The following is a 25172-nucleotide window of genomic DNA, read 5'->3' on the forward strand; positions in this document are numbered from 1 at the left end:
AAAAAGACATGGTCCATGGAGAAGCATAAAACATTTGACAACAGAGTGGTATACAAAAGATGATTACTCCGAAAAAATAATTCAAAAACTAATTAAGAAATACCCTGAAGAATTAAATGATGTTCCTATGAAAAAATATGGGCCTGGGGTTGGAATAAATAAAAAATAAATTATACGACTAATTCTTATTCTCTTCTCGCATCCTATCAGCAACTTCCCACATAAACCCTATGTGTTTCATTGCAATTTCTTCATCTACTAAACCTAATACTGCAACCTCTGTCCAAAGAAGTGCTAATTGATCAAATACGGCTGCTGATGGAGGAATTTGAGATAGTGCAACAGCTCGATCTAAAATAGATTGATAAGTACCGCTACCATCAGAACTTATGGCTTGAGAAAAATCATTCAAAAGTTGGTCATTTTCAGAATTACCTTTCATATTATTGGATAATTTATAGGATTAAGTATTAAAAGTCAATATTTTGTTTATTTGAAAAACTTACTATTTAAACCAATTTTTCCAATTTTCATAATTTCAAAAACTAGCATCCTTTGACTAGAAAGAAGAAATATAATCCTATAATATGTTGATTATTATATTTTTTTATACTATAATTCAACTCTCTAAAAATATGCACGGCAGAGAATTTCAAGTACTACTATCGCCAGAAGAATTGATGGGTTATGCTGCTGCTCAAATTGCTAGGATAAATCATCTTAAAGCTAATGAAGTTCAGACTATCGAAGTTGCTGCTTTAGCCTCCATACTAACTGGTAATACTGATTTTCTTGGTTCAACACAAGCAAAGGATTTGCTTCTTTCATGTTCTTATTATCCTGATCTAATAAATTTTTTATTTCGAAAATACCTTGGATTAGATAAGCTTGAAAGAGGAAGAGAGATGCAAGAGAAAGGAACTTGTTTGATATTGGGTGCCGAATTGCTTTTAAATACTCCAGTTTTAAGTACAACATATGGGTTGTTTTTTCCTTCTTATTCAGAATTATTACAAAGATATCGAGAAGAGAACCCTGTTTTACCTGAGGGTTATTCATCGCTCTTAGTTGGAGCCATGAGCACCAATACAATATTTGAGTTCCAAGCGTTAAATAAGGCTTTCTTTCCTAATGGACATACGTATGTAATTGACTTAGAAGGGGTAACACTTGGAGCAACTGATAATTTTGTTTTAGGGGACGGTTACCATTTACCATACGGAGTTGATTCTTTTAGTACAATTCAAACCAACTATTTACTACATTCGTTAAGAGAACCAAAAAATCCTGAGCAACACATAAAACTTTTTGCTGAATTTTATCGTGTTCTTAAACCAGGCGGTTGCGTTTTATCGGTAGAAGGACGTCTTAATAAGATTTCCGATGGTACAACTGTTGAGCAAATTAGACAAGAGCTACAATCTGAATTAAGGGAAGCAGGCTTTCAAAATCTTAATATAGGTTATGGTTATGCTTTTGCTTCAAGATCGGGGGTTATTAAGTCACTTTGTGGCTCACCAATATATGATCAACCAGTTGAACCAGAAGCCTCTGCTTTGCAAATTTATGCAAAAAAATAAGAGTTATGTAAAAATTTTTGCTTACTATTTTTACTAAAAAGTATTATCCCTCCTAAGCTCATCGCCGCAATTATCGAAACCAAATCACTCCACAGATTTATCCCCTGCTCACTCCAAAACATCTTAATCTCACTTTGGCCTTGAGCAACAGGGCAAACATAAAGATTATCTTCAATTTTACAATCTAACTTTTGCCCATTGCTAGTAAATTGCCAGCTGGGAAAGTAAAAGCGGTTAATTTTGATTTCACCAGCTTTACTAAAGTTAGCTTTCAGGACAATTTGATTTGCATTATTAGTCACAACATCAATAGTGCCTTCACCTTTAACTAGTTCGGTTAAGGCTTTAGCTGGTTGCATATGTTCCCAATCAGTCCCAGATGGTACATAGTCAGGCAAAATTCCACTCATCCGCCAGGCAATAAAACTGGCAGTGGGCTCAAAAATACTACCGGATTCAATTAGGTCTTTAGGCCGAAAATACTGACTATTCAAAGCAATAGTGACAATAAGGAAAATAGTAATAAGAGGAGCTGCCTTTTTGAAGCTCGCAACATAAGCCGTCAAAAGCGCTAAGAAAAACGAAGCCACCCCCAAAAACCGCCAAGGAAACTGGATAAAACTAACTAACGGCAAACGCTCCCACAAGCGTTGAGATTTAAAGTTAGTCAAAGCTATAGCCAGTAGCAGAGCCAATCCAAATAAAACTAAAGTCTGTAGTTCCTGCTTTTTTTCTTGTGTTTTTTTAGCAACGTAAAAATAAATTATCAAAACTGTAGCTAGTACAGCCATAATGACGATATCATTACCCAGATAAAAAGACATATCATCTTCAATCCCTAAGACTGAACCGCCATATTTCCAATTAGGAACAAATAGTTGCCGAAAATACAGAAAGTGTAATTTAAAATAGCTAAACCCCTCAGTCAGACTGCTGGCCCGCGTATAGCCTTTTTGCACAAAAGCCGGAATCAAGAAAAAAGCTGATACCGCCACTGATTGCACTACTGATAATGCCAGTAAATACCATAGTTTTAGTTTTTTTGATAACAGTAAAATCCCCAAACTTACTCCTCCCCAAAACGGCATAAAAGTCACGATACTGACATTGTGTGACAACAAAATAGCAAGCAAAGTCAAAGTTAAACCTATATAAGGCTTCAGTTTTTTTTCTGAGTTAATTAGTGTGACTACAAAATAAAAACTCCAGGGGATCAGAGCAACAGCCAAATATTCAGCCCAAGCGCCCCGCACATAAAGATTGACCGCATGATAAGGTGCGAGCGTAAATGTGGTAGCAGCCAGCAACCCTCCCCAATGGTTCGTCAGTTTTTTAGCTAGAAGATACATGCCATAAAAGCCAAATAAAGTAATGAGAACTAAGATAATTTTCAGAGAAGTCATCAAAGAAAAACCAAGCAGGTATGGAATTTCTGCCAGATAAAAAAATAAGGGGGCATAAAACTGAAACAGTGGCATTCCAAAACCAAAGCCAAAATTTTGCGACCAACGGGGTGGAAATTGCTCTGCTTTAAATGTTTGATCCAGCTCAAAGAGCCGTGACGGTGAAGTAAAATCATGAACCGTAAAAACCTTATCAGTCAGCAAAGGTTTAGCAACTAAAATATTGACAACAGCCAAAACAATAATAAAACTAATGGTTTTGACTTGATGTTTATCAAGCCAGTTATTGAGCTTGCCAATTTGTGCGATTATTGATTTCATAAACTTGCAACGGTGCTCCGTCATTTAGTTTTGGATAATTTTTAATAAGTTTCATTTTCTCACGACTGGCTAAATCAATCCGGTTTTCATTCCCCACATAGTAAATTTGTTCAGCCTTTGCTTGCAAAATCGTATCTACAAAATTCTCAGAAGCCGGCCCTCCAATTCCCACAACTTCCATATTATGCCAGTTGGAATTACCTTCCAGCAAGACAAATAGACCATCCGGCAGTGTTCCAAAGTAACCTTCAGTCAAGATTAAAATCTTTTTGTTTTGAGCTTCCTTAGCTAAAAACTGCGAAGCTTCGCGCAAGCCAATCCCGCTTGACCATTCCCATAAATATTGCTGTTGATCAGCTTTTGCCAAATGAGCTGTCAAGGGATTGCTTAAGGTCTTATAATCAGCTGAGACTGCAAATAAGATAATCAAAAGTAAAGCTATAGCTTTAGGAATTTTGCCAATAGTTTGTAGGCAAAACGCAGCTAGGAACGGAATTGTAAATCCTAAAAATAGATAGTATCTGGGTGTAACTACCTTGCCTAAAATAAGAAACGGAGCCGCAAACATCACTGAAACTAAAATCAAATTGATAATTAATTTATTCTTTTTAACAATACCCAAAACAATCCCAGCAATAGCTAAAATAATAACGACCCAACCTTCATAAAATACCAACCAAGATCCTAAATGCCCAAAATTGCCAGCAATCTGATCACGTTGTCCAGCCAAAACTTCAGTCACTTGAAAGCTAAAATCCTCAGACCGGTTCATGAGATATGGAAACCAAACACTGACTTTGAGACTCAAAATTACTAAACAAGCTAAAACGGTGGTAATTAAAGCAGCTATGAATGTTTTTTTATTTCGTTCAAATATAAGTGTGCTTAGTAAAGGAAAGGGAACCAAAAACAGCGCTGGAGTTTTAGTCCAAAAAGCCAGACCCAATAACAAACCAGTTGCGATAATTCGAGAATAGTTTTTCAGCTGAGTCCAGGCCAAAACAGCTCCTAAAAGCAAGGCTGCCAGCAAGGTATCCATCAGCGCCATTCGCCCATGAAAGAAAACAAATGGAGAAATAATAATTAGTAAAAATCCGGTTTTTAACCAAAGCAGTTCTTTTTTGGTCTTTGCTAAAAAATATATTCCTATTCCTAGTGCAAAAAGAGCTAGCACTGAAACTAGCCGGCCTGAGAAAAATAAATTACCAATCAATTTAAATAGTAATCCTGTGAGCCAGATAAATAGTGGCGGTTTGCCATCAAACATGGAAATAAACGGGTTTTCTTGACCGGTTATGACCCGATTAGCCCAGTTGAGATAAATCGCTTCATCAGCAAAAATGGGAAAGCTAGTTAGTTTATACATATAAACTCCCAAGCCCAACAGTAATGGTCCTAAAAACAAGTAATCTTTTTTACCTAAAAATTTCATAGTTTTTTAAATAACTCTTGTACTGGTTTAAAAAGCAAAAGTAAAAGCGGCAATCCTAAAATTATATACCGCTGCAGTGGTACCGGCGCATCCCAGTTACCATAATAAATAAAAGGAGCATAACGCAGTAATCCACCAATAGAAAGCAGCAGGGCTAAAGCAACCGCCCACCATTTTTTAGAAAGTAGTAATAATACAATTCCCCAATGCAAATACCAGGAATGCAGTTGCCCTGGCCGACTCAGCAAAACAATCAAAAGCGCTAAGCCTCCCCAGGTAAAAATATCAATTTTTTGTTTTAAAAAATAAAAAGGCAGTAAAACCACTGTAGCATATTTGATTGATACTGAAGCTAACCACGCTAAAAGTGCCAAAGGATACCGCTTGATACTTGGCAAAGAATCTGAGTAAAGAATTAGTAAAGACAATAAAGTGAAAGCCATCATGACACTATCGTTATGCCCCACAATAATTGTTTCAACTAAAAGCAGTGGATTTAAAACCATTATGGCTGTACGAAATAGAGCTTTTTTAGGAAAGAGTTTTAGACTCAATTTGTAAAATAAAAAGACTTCTAAAAGGTAAAAACCTGCAACCCAAGCTTTCATCAAAAATAAACTAATAGTAAATCGAGGTAACCCTAACCACACTGGCAAGAGGGAAATAGCCGTCCAACCATAACCGTATGGCGCGGCTGTGTGAACATTGTGCATAAACCTGACCCAAGGATCCGAAGCAAAATCCAAAGCTGTTTGTGTATGAGGATTAGCCCCATAGACCAATACCATCTTGGCATTAAATAAATAGTTAAATATATCATGAGAAAATATGGGGTATGCCAACAAGCCCAATCCTACCAGTAACCCAATAGCAGCTAGGAGTTGAGATTTGTTCAGCGTCAGTTTACCAAGCACAATTTTGCAATAAAGACCAATCAGAAGTAGCGACAAAATCAGGAATAGTAAAGTTGCCATTGGTCGCTGATAGTAGCCCAACTCAATAAGACTATTTTGAATTTGCTGCAAAAAAGGAGTGTTAAAAATAGTCAGATTTAGATCTCGCTGGGTATAAGAATAAAGACTGACAAAAAACCAGACCAAAGCAAACAAAGCTACCCATAACCACGATTTTTTCTGAATTTGAGAATCCATAGGTTTAGTATACAAGAGAAAGACTAAAAAGAAGAAATTTATGAGTAACGACCCATCCAGGCGTACAGCCTGATTTTGACCACATCAAAAGCCATGTGTAGCGAATCCCGCAATGGACTAACTCGATTGGTTTCTACATGTTTCCAGTGGATAGGTACCTCAGCAATTCGAAGTCCCATTTTGCGGGCGATAAATAATAGTTCAACATCAAACGCTCCAGTAAAGGCATGATCAATTTCTCGAGGTTTATAAACCTGAAGTTTGGAAAAAAGTTTTTTAGCTGATTTAGCCTCAAAAGCTTTAAAACCACATTGGGTATCAGCAATGCCGCCTACCGCTAAAAGCTTAACTCCAAAGTTAAAACCTTTACCCATCATATGACGATACCACGGTTCTTTTTCCCGTTTACTCCCAGCTACTTCTCGAGAACCAATTACTACCTCTGAACCATTTTTAAGATAGGGTAAAAGTTTCTCCCATTCTTCAATAGGTGTAGCCTGGTCAAAATCAGTAAAAAGTAAGTAATTGCCCTTAGCTTCGGTTACTCCTCTAGCTACTGTCCCGGCTTTACCCATGTGTTTATTTTGAATTAAGTAAAAACCGTTATGTTTTTGGCAAAAATCTTTGATAAGAGTTGGGGAACCATCAGTACTACCATCATCAACAATTAAGACTTCCCAGCTAAATTTTTTACCAGATAAATAAGAGGCCACAGATTCCAAGGCCTGTTTTTTAAAATTAGCAAGCTCGTTATAAGCCGGAATGATAACTGATAAAAATGGTTCTTTCATGGTTTAAGTAATTTATACACAGTTGGACCACCTTCAAAATGCCAGGTATTTTTGATCAAACTGGCAGTTTCAGTAGAGTCGTTGTTCAAAAACTGTTCTACCTCCCAGGTATTAGTCTCAATAGCGTTTTCAAAACTACTATCAGTAATTAGATAGAGCAATTTAATAGTACCATACTCATATACGTCTTCAAGATTAGCTGAGTCAGTTTCTAAAAAATACCGATAATTCATTCCTCTGTAATCTTTTGTACTATCAATAAGCGCAATATTAAATCTTTGTCCTCCGGCATCAGCTGCAATTTGAGCAGCAACTTGTTTGACATCATCAATCTGCCATCCAAGTGGTTTAAAATAACGGTAATTTTTTAGATTCCAAAAGGCAATCAAAGTAATAGTTACTACTACAAAAAATTTACCAAGTAGTTTCTGTTTGTGGAGAAAGCTTAGCAAAATTCCCAATAGTAAAAATGGTAGTGGGAAAATAATCCCCATGTAATGTTCGAAGACATCTCCAGAATATAAAGTAAATCCAATTAGACTGGTAATAAAGTAAATAAAAATAAGTTGAACACTTTTTTGTTTCCTGTGAAAGTAAGCATAAATAGTAAAAACAATAGCCAGCAGCCAAGATAAATTATCACGAACAATCCGAAGTTTTTCAAAACCCAAAACTTGACCCAGAATTTGTTGCAAGCGCCCTTCACTCTCTTTGATAGTTGTCCAAATATTATGTGGCGAGTGATGTCCTTTTTGGAAAAATTCTAAAAACCCCTGATAGTTGATAAAATTATGCCGAAAATCAAAAATTATCAGCGGCAAGGCTAAAATTATAAAAACTAAAAATCCCAGCCATATATATAAACTCATTTTTTTAACATCTTTTTTATTCTGCCACACGGTCAAAGCAAAAATAATAAATAGGACTGGAGCTAAAAGCAAGGCCATGTAATGTAGCTGCAAAGCTACTCCCCAAGATAAAGCAACGAGTATAAAGTAGGCATATTTCTTGCGTTGATATATTTGATAAAGAGCCCATAGTAAGATAATTGTAGCCAAAGGCATTGGATTTGGATTCCAAGAACCTCTAGTATTAGCAATAATCACATCAGAAACTGAATAAAGAAAAGTTGCTATTATCGCTACCTGTTTACTAAATAAATCTTTGGTAAAAAAGTAAAAAACCGGAATTGTGATAATTCCCAATAATGCCACGGCTAAAGCCGGACCAATCGGATCATAGCCAGTTAGCCACAACCATGGCGCCATAAAATAGTAATATAGAGGACCAAGTTGAATTTTCCCTACTGATGTAGTGGGGCCGACTAAAATGAGATCGCTATGAATTAAAAGGTTGCGGACAATACTGGCATCCCGACCCTGATCACCTAAAAAAATTAAAGTACTTCGTAGGTGATACAAACGTAAAAATGCTCCGATAATAGTTGTTAGTACCAGCAGGTAATTTTGCTTGGCAAATTCGATCAATTGAAGTTTTTTCATGTCTCATTTCTTCCAAATAAATTTGGTATAAATCATATAATTGAGACCAGTACCTATTGCAACAGCAATCAAAAAGTATAGCCGATACAAACTATCGCCAAATAGTTGCATACCTATCCAAACCGTTACTTTTTGGATGATAATAGCTCCCAAAGAAGCCACATTAAATTGGACAAATTTAGCCGCAATTTGTTTTGGCTTGGTGATTTTCTGAGCCTTAAAAGTCCAGATATTATTGAGCGTAAAATTAGAAATAATAGCCAGCTCTGCTCCTAAAGCTGCTGCATTATCAGGAGATATGCCAAAAGCCTGGTGAAAAACTTCCAAAGCCGTGAAGTTGATAATAAAACCAACTAAACCAACAATACCAAATTTAATGATCTGTTTGAGCTCCTGAATCCTAATGGTAAAAATATAAAACAAAGTATTTTTAATATATTCGGTTCCTAATTTTGATTTGCCATATTCCCGATCTACAAAATGAATTGGCACTTCAGCTACTTTAAAACCTTTTCTAACTGTTTTATGTAAAAAACCAATTTGCCAGGTGTAGCCGGAGAATTCTCTTTTTTTCATTTCAGCTCTCAAAGCTTCAAATAGTTCTGTCCGTAAAGCTCGGTAGCCTGTCGTCCAATCACGAATAGCAAAATGAGTCAAAACCACTTGGATAATAATATTACCTAAAATAGAAAACAATTTACGATGAAATCCCCAATTTTTAGGAATAGAGCCACCTTTGATATAACGAGAGCCTAAAACTAAATCATTACCTTCTTTAATTTTTTGTAAAAATTGTGGAATCACATCAGGGTCATGAGAAAAATCAGCGTCCATTTCAAACATAACATCAGCCTTAAGCTTATCGGTAGCATAACTCATTCCTTTTAAATAAGCTCCACCTAGTCCTGATTTTTTCTTGTTTAAAAAAAGGTGAATATTTTTATATTTTTTTTGTAAAGTTCTCACAATATCAGCCGTACCATCAGGTGAAGAGTCATCAACAATTAAAATATGAGGATCAAATTCTTTTTTAAGCTTAGGGAAAATTTTAGTTTCCAGATAGCTTGCTAACTTACCAATATTGTCCTTTTCATTGTAAGTGGGGATAACAATAACGACTTTCATGCTGTTTGTTCTGCCTCCAGATCAGCTTCTACCATAATTTTAACAAGCTCGGGAAAAGAGGTTTTACTTTTCCAGCCTAAAACTTTTTGAGCCTTGGCTGGATTGGCAATCAAAAGATCAACTTCAGCTGGCCGAACATGATCAGGATGATTGGATTTTACATATGATGACCAATCATCAATACCAATAACCTTAAATGCTTCATTTAAAAAGTCGCGCACGCTATGAGTTTCTCCAGTTCCAACCACATAATCCTGGGCTTTATCCTGTTGCAACATTAGCCACATGGCTTCTACATAGTCTTTGGCATAGCCCCAATCCCGTTGAGAATCAAGATTACCAAGTTCAATTACTTTCTGTTTGCCTAGTTTAATTCGGGCTACAGCGTTGGAAATTTTGCGAGTCACAAATTCAAGTCCCCGTCGTGGTGATTCATGGTTAAATAAAATTCCAGAACAAGCAAAAATATTGTAAGACTCCCGGTAATTGACAGTGATCCAGTGACCATATACTTTAGCTACCCCATAAGGACTACGGGGATAAAATGGGGTTGTTTCTGATTGGGGTGTTTCCTGAACTTTGCCAAACATTTCTGAAGAAGAAGCTTGATAAAACCTGGCTGTAGGACAGGCAATACGAATAGCTTCCAACATTCGCGTTACCCCAATACCTGTAAAATCGCCGGTAAGAATTGGTTGATCCCAAGAGGTTTTGACAAAAGATTGAGCAGCTAAGTTATAGACCTCATCCGGCTGAACTGATTGAACTGCTTGAGTTAGAGAGTGCTGGTCAAATAGATCTCCAGAAATAAGATGGATTTTATCAATGCAATTTGTGAGTCGGCCATAATTAGGCATACTACTACGCCGCACCAGACCATGAACTTCATAGCCTTTTTCCAGTAAAAACTCGGCCAGATAAGACCCATCTTGTCCAGTAATACCGGTAATAAGAGCTTTTTTCATAAAAACACCTTTCTACTGTTTGTTTAATAATTGCATGTCATAATCAACCATCATTTCAATCATTTTTTGAAAATTCAGGCTTCTTTTCCACCCTAGAGTTTTTTCGGCCTTTTCAGGATTACCATAGTAGTTTTTCTTGGGAGTTTCCCGATAAAATTCAGGAGCCATTGTAACAAATTCCTCCCAGTTTAGTCCAAGTTTGCCAAAAGCTATAGTAACGATATCTTTGACCGTATGTAATTCTCCGGTTGCCAAAATATAGTCATCAGCCTTATCCTGTTGCAACATCAGCCACATAGCTTGTACATAATCAAGTGCATACCCCCAATCTTGTTTAGCCTCTAAATTCCCTAAAGCCAATTGTTTTTCCAAACCTAATTTGATTTTAACTGCTCCCTGGGTAATTTTGCGAGTCACAAATTCACTTCCCCGTCTTGGAGATTCGTGATTATATAAAATCCCGGAACAAGCAAAAGTATCAAAATGTTGCCTAAAAAGCTGGCAAGAAAGATGTGCACAAAGCTTAGCTACACTATATGGATCTGGTGGATTGTAAGCTGTTTTTTCACTCTGTTTTTCTTCATCACTTTGGCCAAAGATCCGAGCTGAAGTAGCCTGGAAAAATCTAGTTTGGGGCGAAAAATCTCGAATTGCCTCTAAAATACGCAGCACTCCTAAGCCGTTAACATCATAGTTCAAAACTGGCTTGTCCCAAGAAACCGGCACAAAAGAGATTCCGCCCAAGTTATAAACTTCATCAAACTGGTATTTTCGTATCAAATTCTCAATTGAAGCTTTATCCAACAAATCGCCTTCTTCTAAAATTAATTTATCCTTAATGTGAGTAATATTTTGTCCGCCAATGTCATTTTTGCCGCTCACCATTCCCACAACTTGATAGTCTCTCTCCAAAAGAAATTCTGATAAGTAAGACCCATCTTGGCCAGTAATACCGGTGATAAGAGCTGTTTTCATAAAATAAAAATACAAAACTTAGAACATAAGAATATTCTAACATTTAATTGAGTTTTATATGAATTTGGGAATTCTGATACTTTATCTTTTTAATTAATCTCGACCCACTCCCACATAGCTAAAGCCAAGTTTTTTAAGCTCCTGTGGATCATACATATTTCGCCCATCAACGAGTAAGTCGCCTTTCATATCTTTTTTAATTTGGGCAAAATCGACTTCTTTAAACTCATTCCATTCGGTTACTAGAAAAATCGCGTCAGCTTCCTTAGCTGCTTCAGCAGGCGAATCAGCAAAGCTGATTTTGTCTCCAAAAATAGTTTTTGATATGGCAGTAGCAATTGGATCATAAGCTGAGACTTTAGCTCCTTTTTGTAATAAAAGGTTTATTAGAGTAACTGATCTAGCCTCTCTCATATCATCAGTATCTGGTTTAAAGGCCAAGCCCCAAATAGCAATTTGTTTGCCTTGCAAAGAGCCGTATTTTTTCTCAATTTTAGAAATTACATAAGCCACTTGGCTGTCATTGATTTGATCAACAGTTTTTAAAAGTTCAAAATCATAGCCAGCGTCTTTAGCCAGATAGTAAAGACCTTTAATATCTTTAGGAAAGCAAGATCCACCAAAACCTAAACCTGGACTTAAAAATTGGTTACCAATCCGTGGATCAGTCCCTACTCCCTTCATGACATCAGTTACATCTGCTCCTAGTAGATCGCAAATCCGGGCAATGCCATTGACAAAAGAGATTTTGGTAGCCAGCAAACTATTGGCTGCATATTTAATCATTTGAGCCGAAACTACATCAGTTACAATCCGTTCACCAGGCAAAGATTTATGGATATCCAACAAATCATCTTTGGCCTTTTGACTGGCTACTCCAATCACAATTCGCGAAGGATGAACAGTATCGGTAATAGCTGAACCTTCGCGCAAAAATTCCGGAGCTGAGGCAAATTCATAAGCTACTTTAGTATGCTGGTCCAATATTTTGGTTAGGTGTTTGTGAATCCCAGGCGGCACTGTGCTTTTTAACACAATCGTAGTTGGCTGTTTCAAAGCTTTGGCAATGGACTCTACCGCTGTCTCTACATAACGCAAATCCACTTTGCCACTGTCAGACTGGGGTGTTCCTACACAAATAAAGACAATTTGACAATTATCCAAAGCTTCTTGATATGAACTAGTAAAATGAAGTCGTTTAGCTTTAAGACCCCGTTGCAAAAATTCATCGAGTCTGGGCTCGTGAATAGGAGGAATGCCTTTTTTTAAAGTTTCAACCCGTTTAGGATCAATATCCACTCCCCAGACTTGGTTACCAAAATCGGCATAGACAACTGCCGAAACAATACCAACATAACCAGTTCCAATAACAGCAATATTCATACTCAGAAAATATAACACAAGTTAAAGGATCTGTCATTCCTGTGAAGACAGTAATCTATCCTTTTAAACTGGAAGTACAATTGGGGCAACGAGTTGCTTTAGCTGGAATTTTAGTAAAGCAAAAGGGACACGTTTTATTTTTTTCTTTCTTTTCTTTTTCTTCTTTGCGTTGCAACTGATTAATTCCCTTAACCAATAAAAAGACAGCAAACGCTACGATAGTAAAATCAATAACATTATTTAAAAATATGCCATAACTAATAACTGGAGCCCCAGCTTCAGAAGCTGCAGCCAAACTGGAATAATGTTTACCTGACAAATTAATGTATAAATCAGCAAAATCAACCTTAGCCAATAAAAGTCCTAATGGCGGCATGATAATATCGCCAACTAATGAAGAGATGATTTCTTTAAAAGCTCCGCCAATAATAATACCAACTGCCAAATCAATAACATTACCCCGCATGGCAAATTTTTTAAACTCATTGAAAAATTTTTGTAGCATAGCCATATTTTAACAAATAATTTAATATTCTGCACTTTCTAGGGTAAAATATACGTAATGAAAATTGATGTTCTCACTATTTTTCCGAATATGTTTGGCAGCCCTTTTGCTGAGTCGATTATTAAACGGGCTCAAGATCAAAAATTGCTTGAATTAAGTATTCATAACCTAAGGGATTGGTCAACTGATAAGTATAAAAGCGTTGATGATCGGCCTTTTGGCGGTGGAGCCGGTATGATTATGCGAGTCGATATTGTAGACAAAGCTGTCACTGCCTTTAAATCTCAAAATGCTAAGCTAAAAACTAAAGTAGTCCTTCTCGATACTAAAGGCCAGTTTTATACTCAAAAAAATGCTCAGCAATTGGCCAATCATGAACATCTCATCATTATTGCTCCGCATTTTGAAGGTATCGATCATCGGGTACATGAACATATTGCTGATGAAGTTTTTTCAATTGGCCCCTATGTACTAACTGGTGGAGAATTACCAGCCATGGTGGTGATTGACTCAGTGACACGACTTATTCCTGGAGTCATCAATCCCGATTCTCTACTTGAGGAGTCTTATGCAAATTTTGAATTTGACAATGTCAAATTTGATCATTGCCAAGAATATCCCCAATACACTAGGCCAGCACAATATAAAGACTGGAAAGTACCTGAAGCACTGCTTTCCGGCAACCATGCCCAAATTGATACCTGGAGAAAAGAACAAGTTAATAAGTAAGACCAACTGATTTTAGTCTTAAAATTTCTTCATCATGGCTAGGGTGAGTCATGGTCAGAATTTTTTCAGTTTCTTGACTGCTAAGGCTTAAATTTTTAGCACCATTGTCTTCTATGCTAGTAGCTGTAATATTACAGTTTTTTTCAAAAATTTGAGCTGCGGCTGCTCCGAATGCATAAGGAGTAGTAGCTGGACCAACCACATGTAAAATTTGCCCTGAAGAAAGCAGCTTAGTTTCTAGAAGCTGGCTAATTTTCATACAAGTCTGACTAATAAAATCTATTGAAGTAGGACAGATTTTTTGATCAGCATACAAATTAACTGTCTGATTTTTATCCATCCAGGAAAGCATTTTGCGTAGTAATCCCATTTTGGGGTGAATCAGATTTCCATAAGGAAAAGCGATTCGCATAATTACTACTTGCTGATTTTTAGCTACTTCTAAAACTGCTTCTTCGGCTGCTGCCTTTGTTTGAGAATAAACTGTATCATCGGGCAATATTGCATCAGTTTCAAGATATGGATCTTCTTTTGTCCCACCAGCAAAAACATAATCAGTACTAATATGAACAACCGGAATATCCAGTTTTTTACCAACTTCTAGAATATTTTTAGTACCCTGAACATTAAGCCGCCAGGAAAGAGATTCTTGCTCCGAGCTCAAATTTTTACCTGTGAAGGTAATAGCGGCAAAGTGAAATAAGACTGGTTTTATTCCTTCACGCAGCTTTCCTTCTATCGCCTGAAACACGTTGTCTTTATCTAAAATATCAACGCTCTGATTCTCACCATGTAAATCAAGACCAATAAAATCCAAGCCCTGATTTATGCAGTCTTGTTTAAATTGACTAGCTACTAAACCTGATGATCCGGTACAAAAAATCATATTAGCTATCCATTGAGTGGTTCCCAAATTTCTTCGAGCACACTATTCCAAGTAAATTTGTATTCATCACTGGGATCATATGGCTCTGATTGGAAATTGGTCACAATTACTTCTGGTGGCGTTAGAGCTTTCCAACCATGCATAATCCCAAAAGGAATTTTGATAAATTTAGGATGTTGGGTGCTAATAATAATTTTATTGGCATGCAAAAAAGTCGGACTATCTTCCCGAAGATCAATCAAAGAAACCTGAAGTTTACCACGAGTGACTGTAAATTGATCAATATGCTTTTCATGCAAATGCCAACATTTAACCACTCCATAATCAGTAGCTGATTGATAGACATGTTTAGGCGCTACAATTGGTTCTTTCTCTGTCCAAGGTAAGCTCCACAGCTCGGTAATACTTCCTCGTCCATCTACAATGGTGTTAAGCTCTTTTACATAGACTCCATCAATGGTGACTTCTTTTTGGATCGTAAAGGTTTGGCTTTTCAGCCAATCTTGGTTAATTTGTGAAATTTGCATATTACTCCTTATTTTTTATTTTAAATATATCCTTTTAATCTTTACCTTCTTACTTCTCTTCCCCATACTGTTTCTTATAATACTCCTGATACTCTCCCGATTTAACTCTTTGCCACCATTCTTGGTTTTGCTGATACCAGTCAATTGTTTGCTGTAAGTAATCAGTAAAATCATGTTGTGGAAAATAGCCCAGCTCATTCTTAGCCTTAGTCCAATCAATAGCATAACGCACATCATGACCTGGCCGGTCCGTTACATGCTCAATTAAAGACTCATCTTTCTCCATTAGCTTTAAGATCATTTTTACTACTTGTAAATTGGAAATGTCTCCTGTCATTCCACCAAAACAGTATGTTTCCCCAATTTTGCCTTTTTTAAGAACAAGCTCAATTCCAAAGCAATGATCATCGACATACAGCCAATCTCGAACTTGATTACCTTCACCATAGACCGGAATTTTTTTACCTTCAATAATATTGCTAATAGTCAGTGGGATAAATTTTTCCGGAAACTGGTAGGGGCCAAAATTATTACTACAATTGGAAATGGTAACAGGCAAGCCATAGGTATGGTAATAAGCTCTCACTAGATGATCAGAAGCCGCCTTAGAGGCACTATAAGGACTACTGGGATCATAAGCTGTGTTTTCACTAAACTTATCTTCACTGCCTAGTTCTAGGCTGCCAAAAACCTCATCAGTGGAAACATGATGGAAACGGATGTTTTTGGTCCGAGCTGCTTCCAGCAACACATATGTTCCTTCAATGTTGGTTTTGATAAATGCTCCTGGTCCGGAAATTGACCGGTCTACATGAGTTTCAGCCGCAAAGTGCACAATTGCTTCACAACCTTCAAGAGCTTTTTTAACTACAGCAGAATCACAGATATCACCTTTGACAAACTGGTAATTGGGATTTTTCTCGACTATTTTCAAGTTTTCTAAATTACCGGCATAAGTTAAAGAGTCTAAGTTGACAATTTGATCAGTTGGATATTTGCTAAGCCAGTAACGGATAAAATTACTGCCAATAAAACCAGCTCCACCAGTTACAAGTAGTTTCATAGTTTCAATACAGTCATTCCGAACTTGTTTCGGAATCCCCTATATTAATTAAAATTAAGAGGATCCTGAATCAAGTTCAGGATGACATTTTTTTAATCTTACTTTTATATAGCATGTAAGCCCCAATTGTGGAAAGGTCCATAATTTTTCCACTAGCAATCATGTTCTCAAAAGTAGCTAAACTAAGCAACTTTGTCTCAATTAATTCGTATTCGGCTTCTTCTTTTGATTGAGTTTTCATTTCTTTTTCAAAATCATCAACCAAAAATACATTACCTAGTTGATTACTGTAACCAGGAGCTAGCCAGTAAGATCCAAGGTGTGTAATTTGTTTAGCTTTATAGCCAGTTTCCTCCTGTAGTTCTCGCTTGGCTGCCTGTGCCGGTGTTTCGCTACTATTTCTTGCTCCCATTGGTATTTCCCAAATCCATTGTCGCAAAGGAGCTCGCCACTGTTTTTCCAGAATAATCTTGCCATCTTTTATAGCTAAAATCACTACATAATCATTATCCCGTTCTAGTGTATAGTAATCTTTTACTTTGCCATCAGGATAGCGAATTTTCTCTTTAAAAACCTTCAACCACTTACAGTCAAAGACTTTTTTTGAAGAAACTACAGCTTTATCATCTAAACTCATAGTTTCTTATTGTAGCAAAATCATTGGCAATATCTTGACTAGGCTTGTCAGATATTTACAGAACCGCTATATTAGGAGCGTAAATAAAAATATATAAGGAGTAACTATGGCCGACGATCAAACCACACCTCAAACTACCACTGAGGAAACTACCTATGAACTAAGCGAAGAAACCCAAAGCACTGACACTTTTAACCAGGAAGAATTTGAAGCGGTTAAAAATTTGGTCTCTCGCAAAACTTCGCAAGCCGATGAGCTCAAAGAAAAAATCCGCGAATTAGCTGAATCTTTAAAAAACATGCTGACCAATGATAGTACGCTAGCTGATGCTGAAGAAACCCTCAAAGAAACTCGTAAAGCCGTCACCAAACGTAAAAATGAAATTGCCAATTCCGAGGAAGCCCAGTCGATCAAAGCTAAGCTGCGAGAACTCAAAGAAGAAATGGCTGATATTGAAGACAGTCTCAGTACCCAGCTACTTAATCTCTATCAGATTACAGGAGTTAAAGAGTTTGAGACTAATACTGGGGAAGTTAGAGAGTTTGTCATTAAAGCCAAAGTTAAAGCCAAGAAGATTAAAGCTTAACAGTCTTAATCTGTACTCCCACCAAATCAATATAGGGAAAGTAGCTTCTTACTTCTTCCCAGAATTTATCAGCCAGTTTACTAGAAAAAACTGCATTTTCGCCTTTTTCCATATGGCCACAGAGTTTGCTTTCCCACTCTTTAATAATAGCTACTACTTGTCCACCTATCTCATCAAATTCAGCTTTGTATTTTTGACGGTCTTTCCCGTAATCATCATTGAGTAGCTTGAATCGAAAGAAAAGTTCTTGATGTTCCTTAAACATCTGATTAAAGTAGTCTTTAAATTTTGGCATATTATTATCCTGAGCAAGCCTGAGCATATCGAAGGCGAGTCGAAGGATTGTTCAATTTATTATTTGACTTCGTATACTGCCCCTTTAGTTTCACCCCTTTTAATAACAAAGCCTTTCTTAGCCAGTTGTTCCAAATCATAACGCAATGTCCGCTCAGGGACTGCAAAAAAGCGCCGTTTAATAAAGCTAAGGCTTACCTGCTTATGATCCCTGATAATTTGCAGGATTTCAAAACGCCTAGGTAAAAGTTGGCGCTCACGAAGATCCATATTTAAACAGTAACATATCTTGCCGATTGTTGCCAATATCTATTGAATAGGAGATTTTATTTTTACGTTACATCTTTTATTTATCATAATATTTTTTCCCTTTTAATTTTTCTGGTAAAAGACTCTCTTTAGTATATTTTTGATAGCCTTTGCCATAACCTAGTTCTTTCATAAGATTAGTGGGAGCATTACGAATTGATAAAGGAATGGATAAATTACCATAGTTTTTAACATCTTTTAAAGCTGCCATATAAGCATCATAGGCTCGGCGATCTTTAGGTGCTTGAGCCAGATAGGCTACTCCAGCTGCTAGATTTTCTTGACATTCTGGATAGCCCACTGTTTCACAAGCCCGAAACACAGCATTGGCAACCACCAAAGCTGTTGGTGTAGCTACATCTTCTGAAGCAAAAACCACCATCCGTCTAGCAATAAACTTAGGGTCTTCTCCAGCCTCAATCATGCGAGCCAAATAATAAAGCGCTGCATCAACATCAGAAGCTCTCATGCTTTTAATAAAAGCCGAAATAGTGTCGTAGTGCTGGTCAGCATGTTTATCATAAAGTAAGGTTTTCTTTTGCAGGATATCTTTAATTAATTGAAGTGTAATTTTTGACTGGCTTGAAGTCTCTTTAGCAATCTGGACTACCCCTAAAGCAATCCGAGCATCGCCATTAGCAAAACTACTTAAGAAATCTAGGGCTTTTTTTTCAACACTAAGATTAACTGTTTTCAAAGCTCGCTTGGTTAAAATAGCTATTTTTTCACTTGTTAAAGGTTTAAGTACATAAACCCGGCTTCGTGATAGTAAAGCGCTAATCACTTCAAAAGAAGGGTTTTCGGTAGTAGCACCAATCAAAGTAATTGTTCCATCTTCAACATATGGTAAAAGATAATCTTGCTGGGCTTTATTAAAGCGGTGAATTTCATCTAAAAATAAAACTGTTTTAGTGTTTTCACTTTTCTTTTCACTAGCTAACTCAAGTTGTTCATTTTCTAATTTTTTACTTTTTTTAACAATATTTTGAATATCTTTTTTTCCAGCTGAAACAGCTGATAGATAATAAAATTGAGCATTAACTGCCTTGGCAATAAGTTTTGCCAAGGTAGTTTTACCACAACCCGGTGGCCCCCAAAAAATCATGGAGTATAAAGTTCCATGTTCAACCATGGTCCGGATTGGTTTACCTTTACCCACAAGATGTTCTTGACCAACAAATTCTGATAAGTTTTGGGGACGTAATTGTTCTGCTAGAGGAACCGAAAAATCCATGAATTTAGAATAGCAACTAAGCCTAAAAAGTCAACTAAAAGCGAATATCCCAATCCAACTGAGGATAACTCAAGTTTAGTTCTTGAAGATCAACATTTTTAGTATCTTCTTCAAGTGCTTTAACCCGATCAGTTAATTCCTGTGGTAAAACCGGGGCGGGTGTAGCCGTTGCCTGAGCAGTTGGAGTCGGGGTTGTAACTACTACTGATCCATTTTTTTGCGCCAAAAGTGCCAAAATTACCAGTAGAATAATAATGATAAATCCTAGTGCAACAGCTAGTCCAATAATATACATCTTTAAGGTCTTGGTTTTTTTATCAACTTCACTAATCGCTTCTTGCTTAGTATCTTTAGTCACTGGCTCTACTTCAGCCTCTAAATCTTTATATGGCACATTGCCACTCATTGGTGGGGTTGTAAAAGGGTCTTCTTGCATATTAATTGTTGCTAGAAGAAGCAGTAGCTTCTTTTTCTATATTTTCCCGATTAACACTATTTAAAGCTGGTAATCGCTTATTCAGATCATCGATAATTTCATTCTGAAAACCAATACCCTTAGTGAGTGCTAGTTTTGCTGACTCACTATCTGTTTTAATTTGAGTAAAAGCTTTGATTACCTGTTCCGATGAACTACTTTTTCGCACCAACTCATCTACCATAGTCTCAGCGCTTTTTAAACTTTGCAAAGCCTCAAAAGCACTGTTTTGAGCTTCATTAAGCCAGTTGCTAAGATAGCCTACTCCAGTCTCTTCAACATATGGTTTTAACTGCGATGAAATTGCAATATATTCTTGATTTAAAGTATAGACTTTACCAATAATTACTCTTGACATAGTTTCATACCCTAAAACCCGAAAATCGGTTTCTTTTTTTTCAAAACGTTTAGAGATTTCAAACAAATCTCCCAAGGTTGGGTTAGAAGCATTATTGATATCATCCATATGATTTTGTAGCCAACCCACTTCATCATCAATACTAGCACTTAATTTTTCTTTATCATCCTTAGAAATACCCAGATTTGATTGCAGTTTAAATTTAAGGGCCAATAAATAGGTTCGCATAACTTGTGCTCTTTGAGCCAGTAATGTCCTAGTTTTTTCAATAGCTATATTTTGTGAAGCTAAACTATTGGTTTGTAAAAATTCATCTCTAGCAGTTTCATATTCAGGATACAGTTGCCGATATTTTTCATATTGGTATTCAAAATCAGAAATCAACCGATCCTCAGCAAAAATAGGCGAAACAATTAATAATTGAACACTTATAAGTAGTAAAAATAAGATAGTGATTTTTTGCCAGACAAATTTCATATTATTTTGCACTTTGGGCTTTTTCTGCCCAGTAGTTATTAGCTCGAAGCAAAGAGTCAAATGTCCCAGCATCTTCCCAAAACCCATTTATTATTTTAGCTGTTAATTCACCTTTTTCAAAATAGGTGTTATTGATTGCTGGAGATCCAAGATAGCTAGTCATTTCTATCTCACCTCTCTGAGAAGGCGTTAACGATTTAGCAATATCACAAACTCGATTATCAAAAACATAAAAACCAACAGAGGCATAATTGCTTTTAGGGTTTTGAGGCTTTTCTTCAATAGATAAAACTTTTCCCGTATTATCAAATTCAATAATTCCATATCTCTCAGGATCAGGTACTTCTTTTACAAAGTTCAGTCCTCCATTCTTAAAGCTTTGTATTTCTTTAGAAAAATCATAATCAAAAATATTATCACCTAAAATTAGAGCTACGCTGTCATCGCCAACAAAGCGTTCACCAACAATAAAAGCATCGGCTAAACCTCGAGCTTCTTCCTGAATTTCATAGCTAAACCTACAATTAAATTCTTTTCCTGATCCTAAGAGGTGCAAAAAATGCCCAGCATAATCAGGAGCAATGATAATTAAAATATCTTTAATGCCTGCTTTCAAAAGAGTTTCTAAGGGATAATAGATCATGGGTTTGTCGTAAACAGGAAGTAATTGTTTGGAAGTAACCAGCGTCAAAGGTCGAAGTCTTGTTGCTTTGCCTCCGGCTAAAATAATGCCTTTCATAGGTTAAAAATAAGTGGCAGCCTTATGTCCGTAAAATAAGAGTTAATAATAGTGCCATTGCTAGACTGGCTACTAAAGTATATTCTAATACAATTTTAGGATGAAAATCACCCTCATGTGCATGATGAAGCGTTCCCCAGAGAATATAAAATAAACCAGTCCCAATAATGATAGCTACTTGCAAAGCCAATTGACCCATGCATAAAAAATAAAAACCAGCCCCACCGGCTAACCCTAAACACAAAATAAAGTAATGACTATGCAAAATATCTGACTTAGGCTTTTTATGTAAAATATTCATAGGCAGTTGCTTTTACTTATAATATCCTACCACTTCCAGTTAAGATAATAATTAAAGCTACCATTACAAATAAAGATAAGTGCACAAAACTTTTTCCGGTTCTTCGGATGGTGCCCCGATGCCAAATCAAAATTCCATCAATTACCAAAACAACGATAATAATGAGTGTCAGAGCCAGATTAACGCTTTTAGTCAGATCAAATGAGGAAAACGCAGGAATATGATCTAAACTAACTGATTCAAGTAATGTTTCCGGGAACAAAGTTTTGATTTGCGTATTTGCTGGTTCTTGTTGTTTGACTTCTTTGATATCTTCTACCACTTCATCAACTGGTTCCGCCACAGCAACAACCGGTTCTTCAGTAATGGGTTTAACTTGAGGTTCAATTTGTACCCCCTGTACAGATTCAGCAGCTGCCTGTTCAGGGATAGCAGCAACTGCTGTTGATGGTGCTCCAAAGTGCTGAACCACTAAAGTCGTTTCCTGGCCATTTAAGAGTCCATTAACTACTGCTACTCCAATTTGGGTATAACGACCAGACATAATATTATCTTTATGGGTTTGAGATTCCATCCAAGCTGCCACCACAGCTCCGGAGTCATTAAAATCTCGGGCTAAGTTTTCTCCAGCATACAGATAGGTATAGCCAGCTTGCTTAAAAAAAGACCAAGGACTAGTTCCATCAGGGGCTGTGTGGGCCCAATAATTATTGGCAAACATATGAGCTGCTTTATACCTGGCCGAAGTAGCTAATGTTTCATTAAATTCTAGGGCTGGCAAACCAGCTTCAGCTCGTTTCTGATTGGTCATTGAAACAATATCACCCACAGAAATATTTGAGGCATATCCTAAAACCCCAGGTTTAACTTGAGAAATCCCAGAAATTAAAAGCTGGAAAAAAAGAATCAGTAAAACTAGTTTAGAAAGCGATTTATGGTGAAGAATTTTAGCACGATGATTATTGCCGTGATGAGGAAAAAACAAATTATGTAGATGCCGCTTCATATCAAACCATTATGAAACTATCAGATTATTTCGTCAATTAGAAAAGTGTGAAAATAAGAAAGTAAAGAAAATATATGTCGGACCGTCGTATTGTATTGCTTCTCTTTTTTTGTGTTGTTGCTTAAAAAAGAGTCGACGGCCCGACTAAGGTAAACAATCAGCCCGATGTTTTGGGCTGATTGAGAATTATCTTTCTAGAACACACTCAGGGAGTATGCTCTAGTTTTCACAACTGGGGTTTGGGTCCCAGTTGAGAATTGTTTTACTCGGGGTGTGAAAGGGCCGAACTTCCCCGAGTTTTTTCAACAGCTGGGTTGAGTGGACAACCCAACTGAAAATTGTTGGAGCCCGCCATTGGGCTCCGGAACGCACGACTCTGTGCGTTCAAATAACCTCCCCTTTTTCGGGCATTGTAGTTGGCAACTTCGCCAACCAAAACCCTAAGAGGTAGGTCATTTTCTTTTTTTTATTTTTTATTGCTGTTGTTTTTCAAAAACCATCATAGCCCCTACGGCTAGGTTTTTGTTAACAACTCTGCCCCCATCGGACAGCCCAAAAATTCTCAAGAAGAATTCCGGGATTTTACTATCCAAAAAAATCAATAGCAAAATCCCAGAATCCTTACTGTTTACCATATTGTAAAGAGCCAATTACCACTTTCTAAACTAAAGCTAGTTTTCAGTTGAAAATGATAAATTTGGAAAAGTGAATTTTACTACTTAAAAAGCAAAAAATCAAGACATTAAAAGAAGAAGGTGAAACTAAAAGAAGTAAATAATATGCCCCAAAACGCGAAACAAGACACCTTCATCTACCTTTCTACTTAACGTAGAAACAACAGGATAGAATTGGGTGTCTTGTAAAAGACAATGAAACGAAGTCCACGAGGGCTGCAGGGTGTTGCAAAATCTGGTCAATAAGACCTGCAGCCCTCAGCGGACACTTAGGAAAAGGAGAAGGGTTTCGTCGCGATATTCTGCGACGGGGGTCCAAAGTCAGCCAAGAGACAGCTGACCCGAAAACCCTTCCCTCAAAGGACGGGGTGGTTCTTCCGGGCGACAGTACAGCAATGATTTCGGGGACCCCTCCCGAAATCCAGAAAATGAACGAAAATACCTTGAGGCGAGCCAGCCTCTCCAGTAACAAGCTCGCCTCGCCGAGATCTACTTTCCCTCTCCCCAGGGAAATGCAAGCAGGTCTCGGTATTAAAGACCTTTTTCGACCCAACCCAATCGCACTGGGTTGAGTTGTCCAGATCACCCCCATGTGGGCACATCTCTAAGGGGGGTTCCCTGGACACAACAGGTGCCCAATCATTGAAGGCTAAGTTTCTAGCCATCGATTGGGCGTTTTTACCGAACTTTTCCTTTCCGGGAGAATTGTCTCCCAGACTTTCAATAAGCTCAGGCAAGCCTATTCTTGCCTGAGTACGACTAAAATAATTCCACCCGGCAACCTGTGGGACGTCTTGGGTTGCCGGGCTGCGGTGCGCCTGTTGAGGGTGGCGAGGAATGTGAAAGTTTACCATCTAATAATTACATGGCACACTATCACACTCCTCTTATTTTTCATTCATATTCATATTTCTCCTTTTCCTTATTTCATTGTTAAAGGGCATTAGTCATAAAAAATAAAAAAACCGCTCTTGGTTTATTATTTTTAACTGACTAATATTATGAGCTATATTATTCAATAAATTATTATTTTGTCAAGAAACATCTTGTATATTAGAGATCTTTATACTTGTCAAAGGGAATTAAATCTGCAAAGATAATTATGAGATGAATGAATCAGTTAATCCCCAAACTCAAGCCAATACCAATAAAGAGGATAATCTTGTCTACAACCCCTATACTCACAAAATGTTTACTAAAAATGCCGCTGCCATGGCTGGGTTTGAGGTTTCTTTGGATAAAGCCGCAGATTTGAAATTACCACTTTTTTGGGATAATGGCGTAATTTTTGGCTCTAAAGAAATGGTTGAGCAAAGAAAAGTCGCCACTTTACCAGGAACGGTAAATAAAGGAGCCTGTATTCACTATGAAGATATAGCCGGAAAAACAACTTATGCTGCTATTACTGAACCCTGGCTTTTTGCTAAATATAAGGGTATTTATTTGCGACCGGTTTCAGCTTTAGAAGTACCCATTCTTTTTGGTAAACATTCTGTTTTTAAAACCTACGAAATTCGTGATAGCAATTTTATACCTTTAGATAAAGCTATTATTAAAGATAAAATTGATATTCCAAAACAGTTTAAAAATCCGGTTTTACAGAAAATTTTTGCTGGTTATACCAAAATAAAAACTAAAGGTAAAAATTCAAAATTCTTTACTGCTGACACTATCTTGTGGGTTTATTTTGTGCTGATTATGTCGCTTTTGACAGCTTTAATTATTCGGTTTTACAAATAATTGC

At 36.9% G+C, this 25172-nt stretch carries 28 protein-coding genes; 4 read left to right on the forward strand and 24 right to left on the reverse strand.

The window, feature by feature from the left end; translation table 11 throughout:
- Positions 1-178: 178 nt before the first annotated feature.
- Positions 179-442 (reverse strand): hypothetical protein, encoded by a 264-nt coding sequence (locus tag GYA49_05385; GenBank protein NMC36447.1) that lies wholly within the window; start codon positions 440-442, stop codon positions 179-181.
- Positions 443-587: 145 nt separating this feature from the next.
- Between GYA49_05385 and GYA49_05390 the strand changes: the two genes are divergently transcribed.
- Complete coding sequence (locus GYA49_05390; GenBank protein NMC36448.1) at positions 588-1580, forward strand: methyltransferase domain-containing protein; 993 nt, start codon at positions 588-590, stop codon at positions 1578-1580.
- Here the strand turns inward: GYA49_05390 and GYA49_05395 are convergent.
- From GYA49_05395 to mscL, 10 genes are all read right to left on the reverse strand, one after another.
- Positions 1565-3304, reverse strand: coding sequence for a hypothetical protein (locus GYA49_05395; GenBank protein ID NMC36449.1), 1740 nt, complete (start codon positions 3302-3304; stop codon positions 1565-1567). The two genes, GYA49_05390 and GYA49_05395, sit on opposite strands and share 16 nt — an antisense overlap.
- Positions 3267-4736, reverse strand: a complete 1470-nt coding sequence (locus tag GYA49_05400) for a hypothetical protein (GenBank protein NMC36450.1) — start codon at positions 4734-4736, stop codon at positions 3267-3269. The genes GYA49_05395 and GYA49_05400 overlap by 38 nt, the downstream gene beginning before the upstream one ends.
- Entirely contained in the window at positions 4733-5887 is a 1155-nt protein-coding gene (locus tag GYA49_05405; protein NMC36451.1) for a hypothetical protein, read from the reverse strand. Before GYA49_05405 ends, GYA49_05400 begins: the two co-directional genes overlap by 4 nt.
- Positions 5888-5925: 38 nt before the next feature.
- Positions 5926-6678: a glycosyltransferase family 2 protein gene (locus tag GYA49_05410; protein ID NMC36452.1), complete on the reverse strand. Its 753-nt coding sequence runs from the start codon at positions 6676-6678 to the stop codon at positions 5926-5928.
- Positions 6675-8180: a hypothetical protein gene (locus GYA49_05415; protein ID NMC36453.1), complete on the reverse strand. Its 1506-nt coding sequence runs from the start codon at positions 8178-8180 to the stop codon at positions 6675-6677. The genes GYA49_05410 and GYA49_05415 overlap by 4 nt, the downstream gene beginning before the upstream one ends.
- Before the next feature lie 3 nt (positions 8181-8183).
- Positions 8184-9305 carry a glycosyltransferase family 2 protein gene (locus GYA49_05420; protein NMC36454.1) on the reverse strand — a complete coding sequence of 374 codons (1122 nt, stop codon included), beginning with the start codon at positions 9303-9305 and terminating at the stop codon, positions 8184-8186.
- Positions 9302-10270 carry a GDP-mannose 4,6-dehydratase gene (gene gmd / locus GYA49_05425; protein ID NMC36455.1) on the reverse strand — a complete coding sequence of 323 codons (969 nt, stop codon included), beginning with the start codon at positions 10268-10270 and terminating at the stop codon, positions 9302-9304. The genes GYA49_05420 and gmd overlap by 4 nt, the downstream gene beginning before the upstream one ends.
- Positions 10271-10282: 12 nt before the next feature.
- Complete coding sequence (locus GYA49_05430; GenBank protein ID NMC36456.1) at positions 10283-11245, reverse strand: GDP-mannose 4,6-dehydratase; 963 nt, start codon at positions 11243-11245, stop codon at positions 10283-10285.
- A 93-nt stretch (positions 11246-11338) separates the two neighbouring features.
- Entirely contained in the window at positions 11339-12628 is a 1290-nt protein-coding gene (locus tag GYA49_05435) for a UDP-glucose/GDP-mannose dehydrogenase family protein (GenBank protein NMC36457.1), read from the reverse strand.
- Positions 12629-12683: 55 nt separating this feature from the next.
- Positions 12684-13133 (reverse strand): large-conductance mechanosensitive channel protein MscL, encoded by a 450-nt coding sequence (mscL, locus tag GYA49_05440; protein NMC36458.1) that lies wholly within the window; start codon positions 13131-13133, stop codon positions 12684-12686.
- Positions 13134-13190: 57 nt separating this feature from the next.
- On the opposite strand from mscL, the gene trmD reads away from it, so the two are divergent.
- Positions 13191-13862, forward strand: a complete 672-nt coding sequence (trmD, locus tag GYA49_05445) for a tRNA (guanosine(37)-N1)-methyltransferase TrmD (protein ID NMC36459.1) — start codon at positions 13191-13193, stop codon at positions 13860-13862.
- On the opposite strand, the gene GYA49_05450 is transcribed toward trmD, so the two are convergent.
- The 4 genes from GYA49_05450 to GYA49_05465 all read right to left on the reverse strand — a co-directional run bounded on the left by GYA49_05450 (position 13852) and on the right by GYA49_05465 (position 16975).
- Positions 13852-14748 carry a sugar nucleotide-binding protein gene (locus GYA49_05450; GenBank protein NMC36460.1) on the reverse strand — a complete coding sequence of 299 codons (897 nt, stop codon included), beginning with the start codon at positions 14746-14748 and terminating at the stop codon, positions 13852-13854. The two genes, trmD and GYA49_05450, sit on opposite strands and share 11 nt — an antisense overlap.
- 5 nt (positions 14749-14753) lie before the next feature.
- Complete coding sequence (locus tag GYA49_05455) at positions 14754-15275, reverse strand: dTDP-4-dehydrorhamnose 3,5-epimerase (GenBank protein NMC36461.1); 522 nt, start codon at positions 15273-15275, stop codon at positions 14754-14756.
- 49 nt (positions 15276-15324) lie between these two features.
- Complete coding sequence (rfbB, locus tag GYA49_05460) at positions 15325-16338, reverse strand: dTDP-glucose 4,6-dehydratase (protein ID NMC36462.1); 1014 nt, start codon at positions 16336-16338, stop codon at positions 15325-15327.
- A 76-nt stretch (positions 16339-16414) separates the two neighbouring features.
- Positions 16415-16975: an NUDIX hydrolase gene (locus GYA49_05465; GenBank protein NMC36463.1), complete on the reverse strand. Its 561-nt coding sequence runs from the start codon at positions 16973-16975 to the stop codon at positions 16415-16417.
- A gap of 106 nt (positions 16976-17081) precedes the next feature.
- Between GYA49_05465 and GYA49_05470 the strand changes: the two genes are divergently transcribed.
- A complete protein-coding gene (locus GYA49_05470) occupies positions 17082-17561 on the forward strand; it encodes a hypothetical protein (protein ID NMC36464.1) in 480 nt (159 codons plus the stop codon).
- On the opposite strand, the gene GYA49_05475 is transcribed toward GYA49_05470, so the two are convergent.
- From GYA49_05475 to GYA49_05515, 9 genes are all read right to left on the reverse strand, one after another.
- The gene (locus GYA49_05475) at positions 17551-17856 is read right to left on the reverse strand and encodes a hypothetical protein (protein NMC36465.1); all 306 of its coding nucleotides are present in this window, start codon (positions 17854-17856) and stop codon (positions 17551-17553) included. The genes GYA49_05470 and GYA49_05475 overlap by 11 nt on opposite strands.
- 59 nt (positions 17857-17915) lie before the next feature.
- A complete protein-coding gene (locus GYA49_05480; GenBank protein ID NMC36466.1) occupies positions 17916-18125 on the reverse strand; it encodes a hypothetical protein in 210 nt (69 codons plus the stop codon).
- Positions 18126-18201: 76 nt separating this feature from the next.
- Positions 18202-19398: a replication-associated recombination protein A gene (locus GYA49_05485; protein NMC36467.1), complete on the reverse strand. Its 1197-nt coding sequence runs from the start codon at positions 19396-19398 to the stop codon at positions 18202-18204.
- A 34-nt stretch (positions 19399-19432) separates the two neighbouring features.
- On the reverse strand, positions 19433-19834 hold the full coding sequence (locus tag GYA49_05490; GenBank protein NMC36468.1) for a hypothetical protein: 402 nt from the start codon (positions 19832-19834) through the stop codon (positions 19433-19435).
- A gap of 1 nt (position 19835) precedes the next feature.
- A complete protein-coding gene (locus tag GYA49_05495; protein NMC36469.1) occupies positions 19836-20708 on the reverse strand; it encodes a hypothetical protein in 873 nt (290 codons plus the stop codon).
- Between the two features lies 1 nt (position 20709).
- A complete protein-coding gene (locus GYA49_05500) occupies positions 20710-21447 on the reverse strand; it encodes an NTP transferase domain-containing protein (GenBank protein NMC36470.1) in 738 nt (245 codons plus the stop codon).
- A 22-nt stretch (positions 21448-21469) separates the two neighbouring features.
- A complete protein-coding gene (locus tag GYA49_05505) occupies positions 21470-21748 on the reverse strand; it encodes a hypothetical protein (protein NMC36471.1) in 279 nt (92 codons plus the stop codon).
- 16 nt (positions 21749-21764) lie between these two features.
- On the reverse strand, positions 21765-22754 hold the full coding sequence (locus GYA49_05510; GenBank protein NMC36472.1) for a hypothetical protein: 990 nt from the start codon (positions 22752-22754) through the stop codon (positions 21765-21767).
- 473 nt (positions 22755-23227) lie between these two features.
- Complete coding sequence (locus GYA49_05515) at positions 23228-23389, reverse strand: hypothetical protein (GenBank protein ID NMC36473.1); 162 nt, start codon at positions 23387-23389, stop codon at positions 23228-23230.
- Between the two features lie 1146 nt (positions 23390-24535).
- Between GYA49_05515 and GYA49_05520 the strand changes: the two genes are divergently transcribed.
- Positions 24536-25168 (forward strand): hypothetical protein, encoded by a 633-nt coding sequence (locus GYA49_05520; GenBank protein NMC36474.1) that lies wholly within the window; start codon positions 24536-24538, stop codon positions 25166-25168.
- The last annotated feature ends 4 nt before the right edge of the window (positions 25169-25172 follow it).

This window comes from Candidatus Beckwithbacteria bacterium (assembly GCA_012797845.1).
In the GTDB taxonomy this organism is placed as follows: domain Bacteria; phylum Patescibacteriota; class Microgenomatia; order UBA1400; family UBA1449; genus JAAZOH01.

Excerpts from the sequence above, each read along its gene's own strand:
- gmd (NMC36455.1), bottom strand. The coding sequence starts at position 10,270 with ATGAAAAAAGCTCTTATTACCGGTATTACTGGACAAGATGGGTCTTAT.
- GYA49_05495 (NMC36469.1), bottom strand. The coding sequence starts at position 20,708 with ATGAAATTTGTCTGGCAAAAAATCACTATCTTATTTTTACTACTTATA.
- GYA49_05505 (NMC36471.1), bottom strand. The coding sequence starts at position 21,748 with ATGAATATTTTACATAAAAAGCCTAAGTCAGATATTTTGCATAGTCAT.
- GYA49_05410 (NMC36452.1), bottom strand. The coding sequence starts at position 6,678 with ATGAAAGAACCATTTTTATCAGTTATCATTCCGGCTTATAACGAGCTT.
- GYA49_05480 (NMC36466.1), bottom strand. The coding sequence starts at position 18,125 with ATGGATCTTCGTGAGCGCCAACTTTTACCTAGGCGTTTTGAAATCCTG.
- GYA49_05455 (NMC36461.1), bottom strand. The coding sequence starts at position 15,275 with ATGCAAATTTCACAAATTAACCAAGATTGGCTGAAAAGCCAAACCTTT.
- GYA49_05450 (NMC36460.1), bottom strand. The coding sequence starts at position 14,748 with ATGATTTTTTGTACCGGATCATCAGGTTTAGTAGCTAGTCAATTTAAA.
- GYA49_05465 (NMC36463.1), bottom strand. The coding sequence starts at position 16,975 with ATGAGTTTAGATGATAAAGCTGTAGTTTCTTCAAAAAAAGTCTTTGAC.
- GYA49_05420 (NMC36454.1), bottom strand. The coding sequence starts at position 9,305 with ATGAAAGTCGTTATTGTTATCCCCACTTACAATGAAAAGGACAATATT.
- GYA49_05510 (NMC36472.1), bottom strand. The coding sequence starts at position 22,754 with ATGAAGCGGCATCTACATAATTTGTTTTTTCCTCATCACGGCAATAAT.
- GYA49_05520 (NMC36474.1), top strand. The coding sequence starts at position 24,536 with ATGAATGAATCAGTTAATCCCCAAACTCAAGCCAATACCAATAAAGAG.
- GYA49_05390 (NMC36448.1), top strand. The coding sequence starts at position 588 with ATGTTGATTATTATATTTTTTTATACTATAATTCAACTCTCTAAAAAT.
- GYA49_05475 (NMC36465.1), bottom strand. The coding sequence starts at position 17,856 with ATGCCAAAATTTAAAGACTACTTTAATCAGATGTTTAAGGAACATCAA.
- GYA49_05485 (NMC36467.1), bottom strand. The coding sequence starts at position 19,398 with ATGGATTTTTCGGTTCCTCTAGCAGAACAATTACGTCCCCAAAACTTA.
- GYA49_05435 (NMC36457.1), bottom strand. The coding sequence starts at position 12,628 with ATGAATATTGCTGTTATTGGAACTGGTTATGTTGGTATTGTTTCGGCA.
- GYA49_05470 (NMC36464.1), top strand. The coding sequence starts at position 17,082 with ATGGCCGACGATCAAACCACACCTCAAACTACCACTGAGGAAACTACC.
- GYA49_05500 (NMC36470.1), bottom strand. The coding sequence starts at position 21,447 with ATGAAAGGCATTATTTTAGCCGGAGGCAAAGCAACAAGACTTCGACCT.
- GYA49_05430 (NMC36456.1), bottom strand. The coding sequence starts at position 11,245 with ATGAAAACAGCTCTTATCACCGGTATTACTGGCCAAGATGGGTCTTAC.
- mscL (NMC36458.1), bottom strand. The coding sequence starts at position 13,133 with ATGCTACAAAAATTTTTCAATGAGTTTAAAAAATTTGCCATGCGGGGT.
- trmD (NMC36459.1), top strand. The coding sequence starts at position 13,191 with ATGAAAATTGATGTTCTCACTATTTTTCCGAATATGTTTGGCAGCCCT.
- GYA49_05490 (NMC36468.1), bottom strand. The coding sequence starts at position 19,834 with ATGCAAGAAGACCCTTTTACAACCCCACCAATGAGTGGCAATGTGCCA.
- GYA49_05405 (NMC36451.1), bottom strand. The coding sequence starts at position 5,887 with ATGGATTCTCAAATTCAGAAAAAATCGTGGTTATGGGTAGCTTTGTTT.
- GYA49_05400 (NMC36450.1), bottom strand. The coding sequence starts at position 4,736 with ATGAAATTTTTAGGTAAAAAAGATTACTTGTTTTTAGGACCATTACTG.
- GYA49_05385 (NMC36447.1), bottom strand. The coding sequence starts at position 442 with ATGAAAGGTAATTCTGAAAATGACCAACTTTTGAATGATTTTTCTCAA.
- rfbB (NMC36462.1), bottom strand. The coding sequence starts at position 16,338 with ATGAAACTACTTGTAACTGGTGGAGCTGGTTTTATTGGCAGTAATTTT.
- GYA49_05415 (NMC36453.1), bottom strand. The coding sequence starts at position 8,180 with ATGAAAAAACTTCAATTGATCGAATTTGCCAAGCAAAATTACCTGCTG.
- GYA49_05395 (NMC36449.1), bottom strand. The coding sequence starts at position 3,304 with ATGAAATCAATAATCGCACAAATTGGCAAGCTCAATAACTGGCTTGAT.
- GYA49_05515 (NMC36473.1), bottom strand. The coding sequence starts at position 23,389 with ATGGTAAACAGTAAGGATTCTGGGATTTTGCTATTGATTTTTTTGGAT.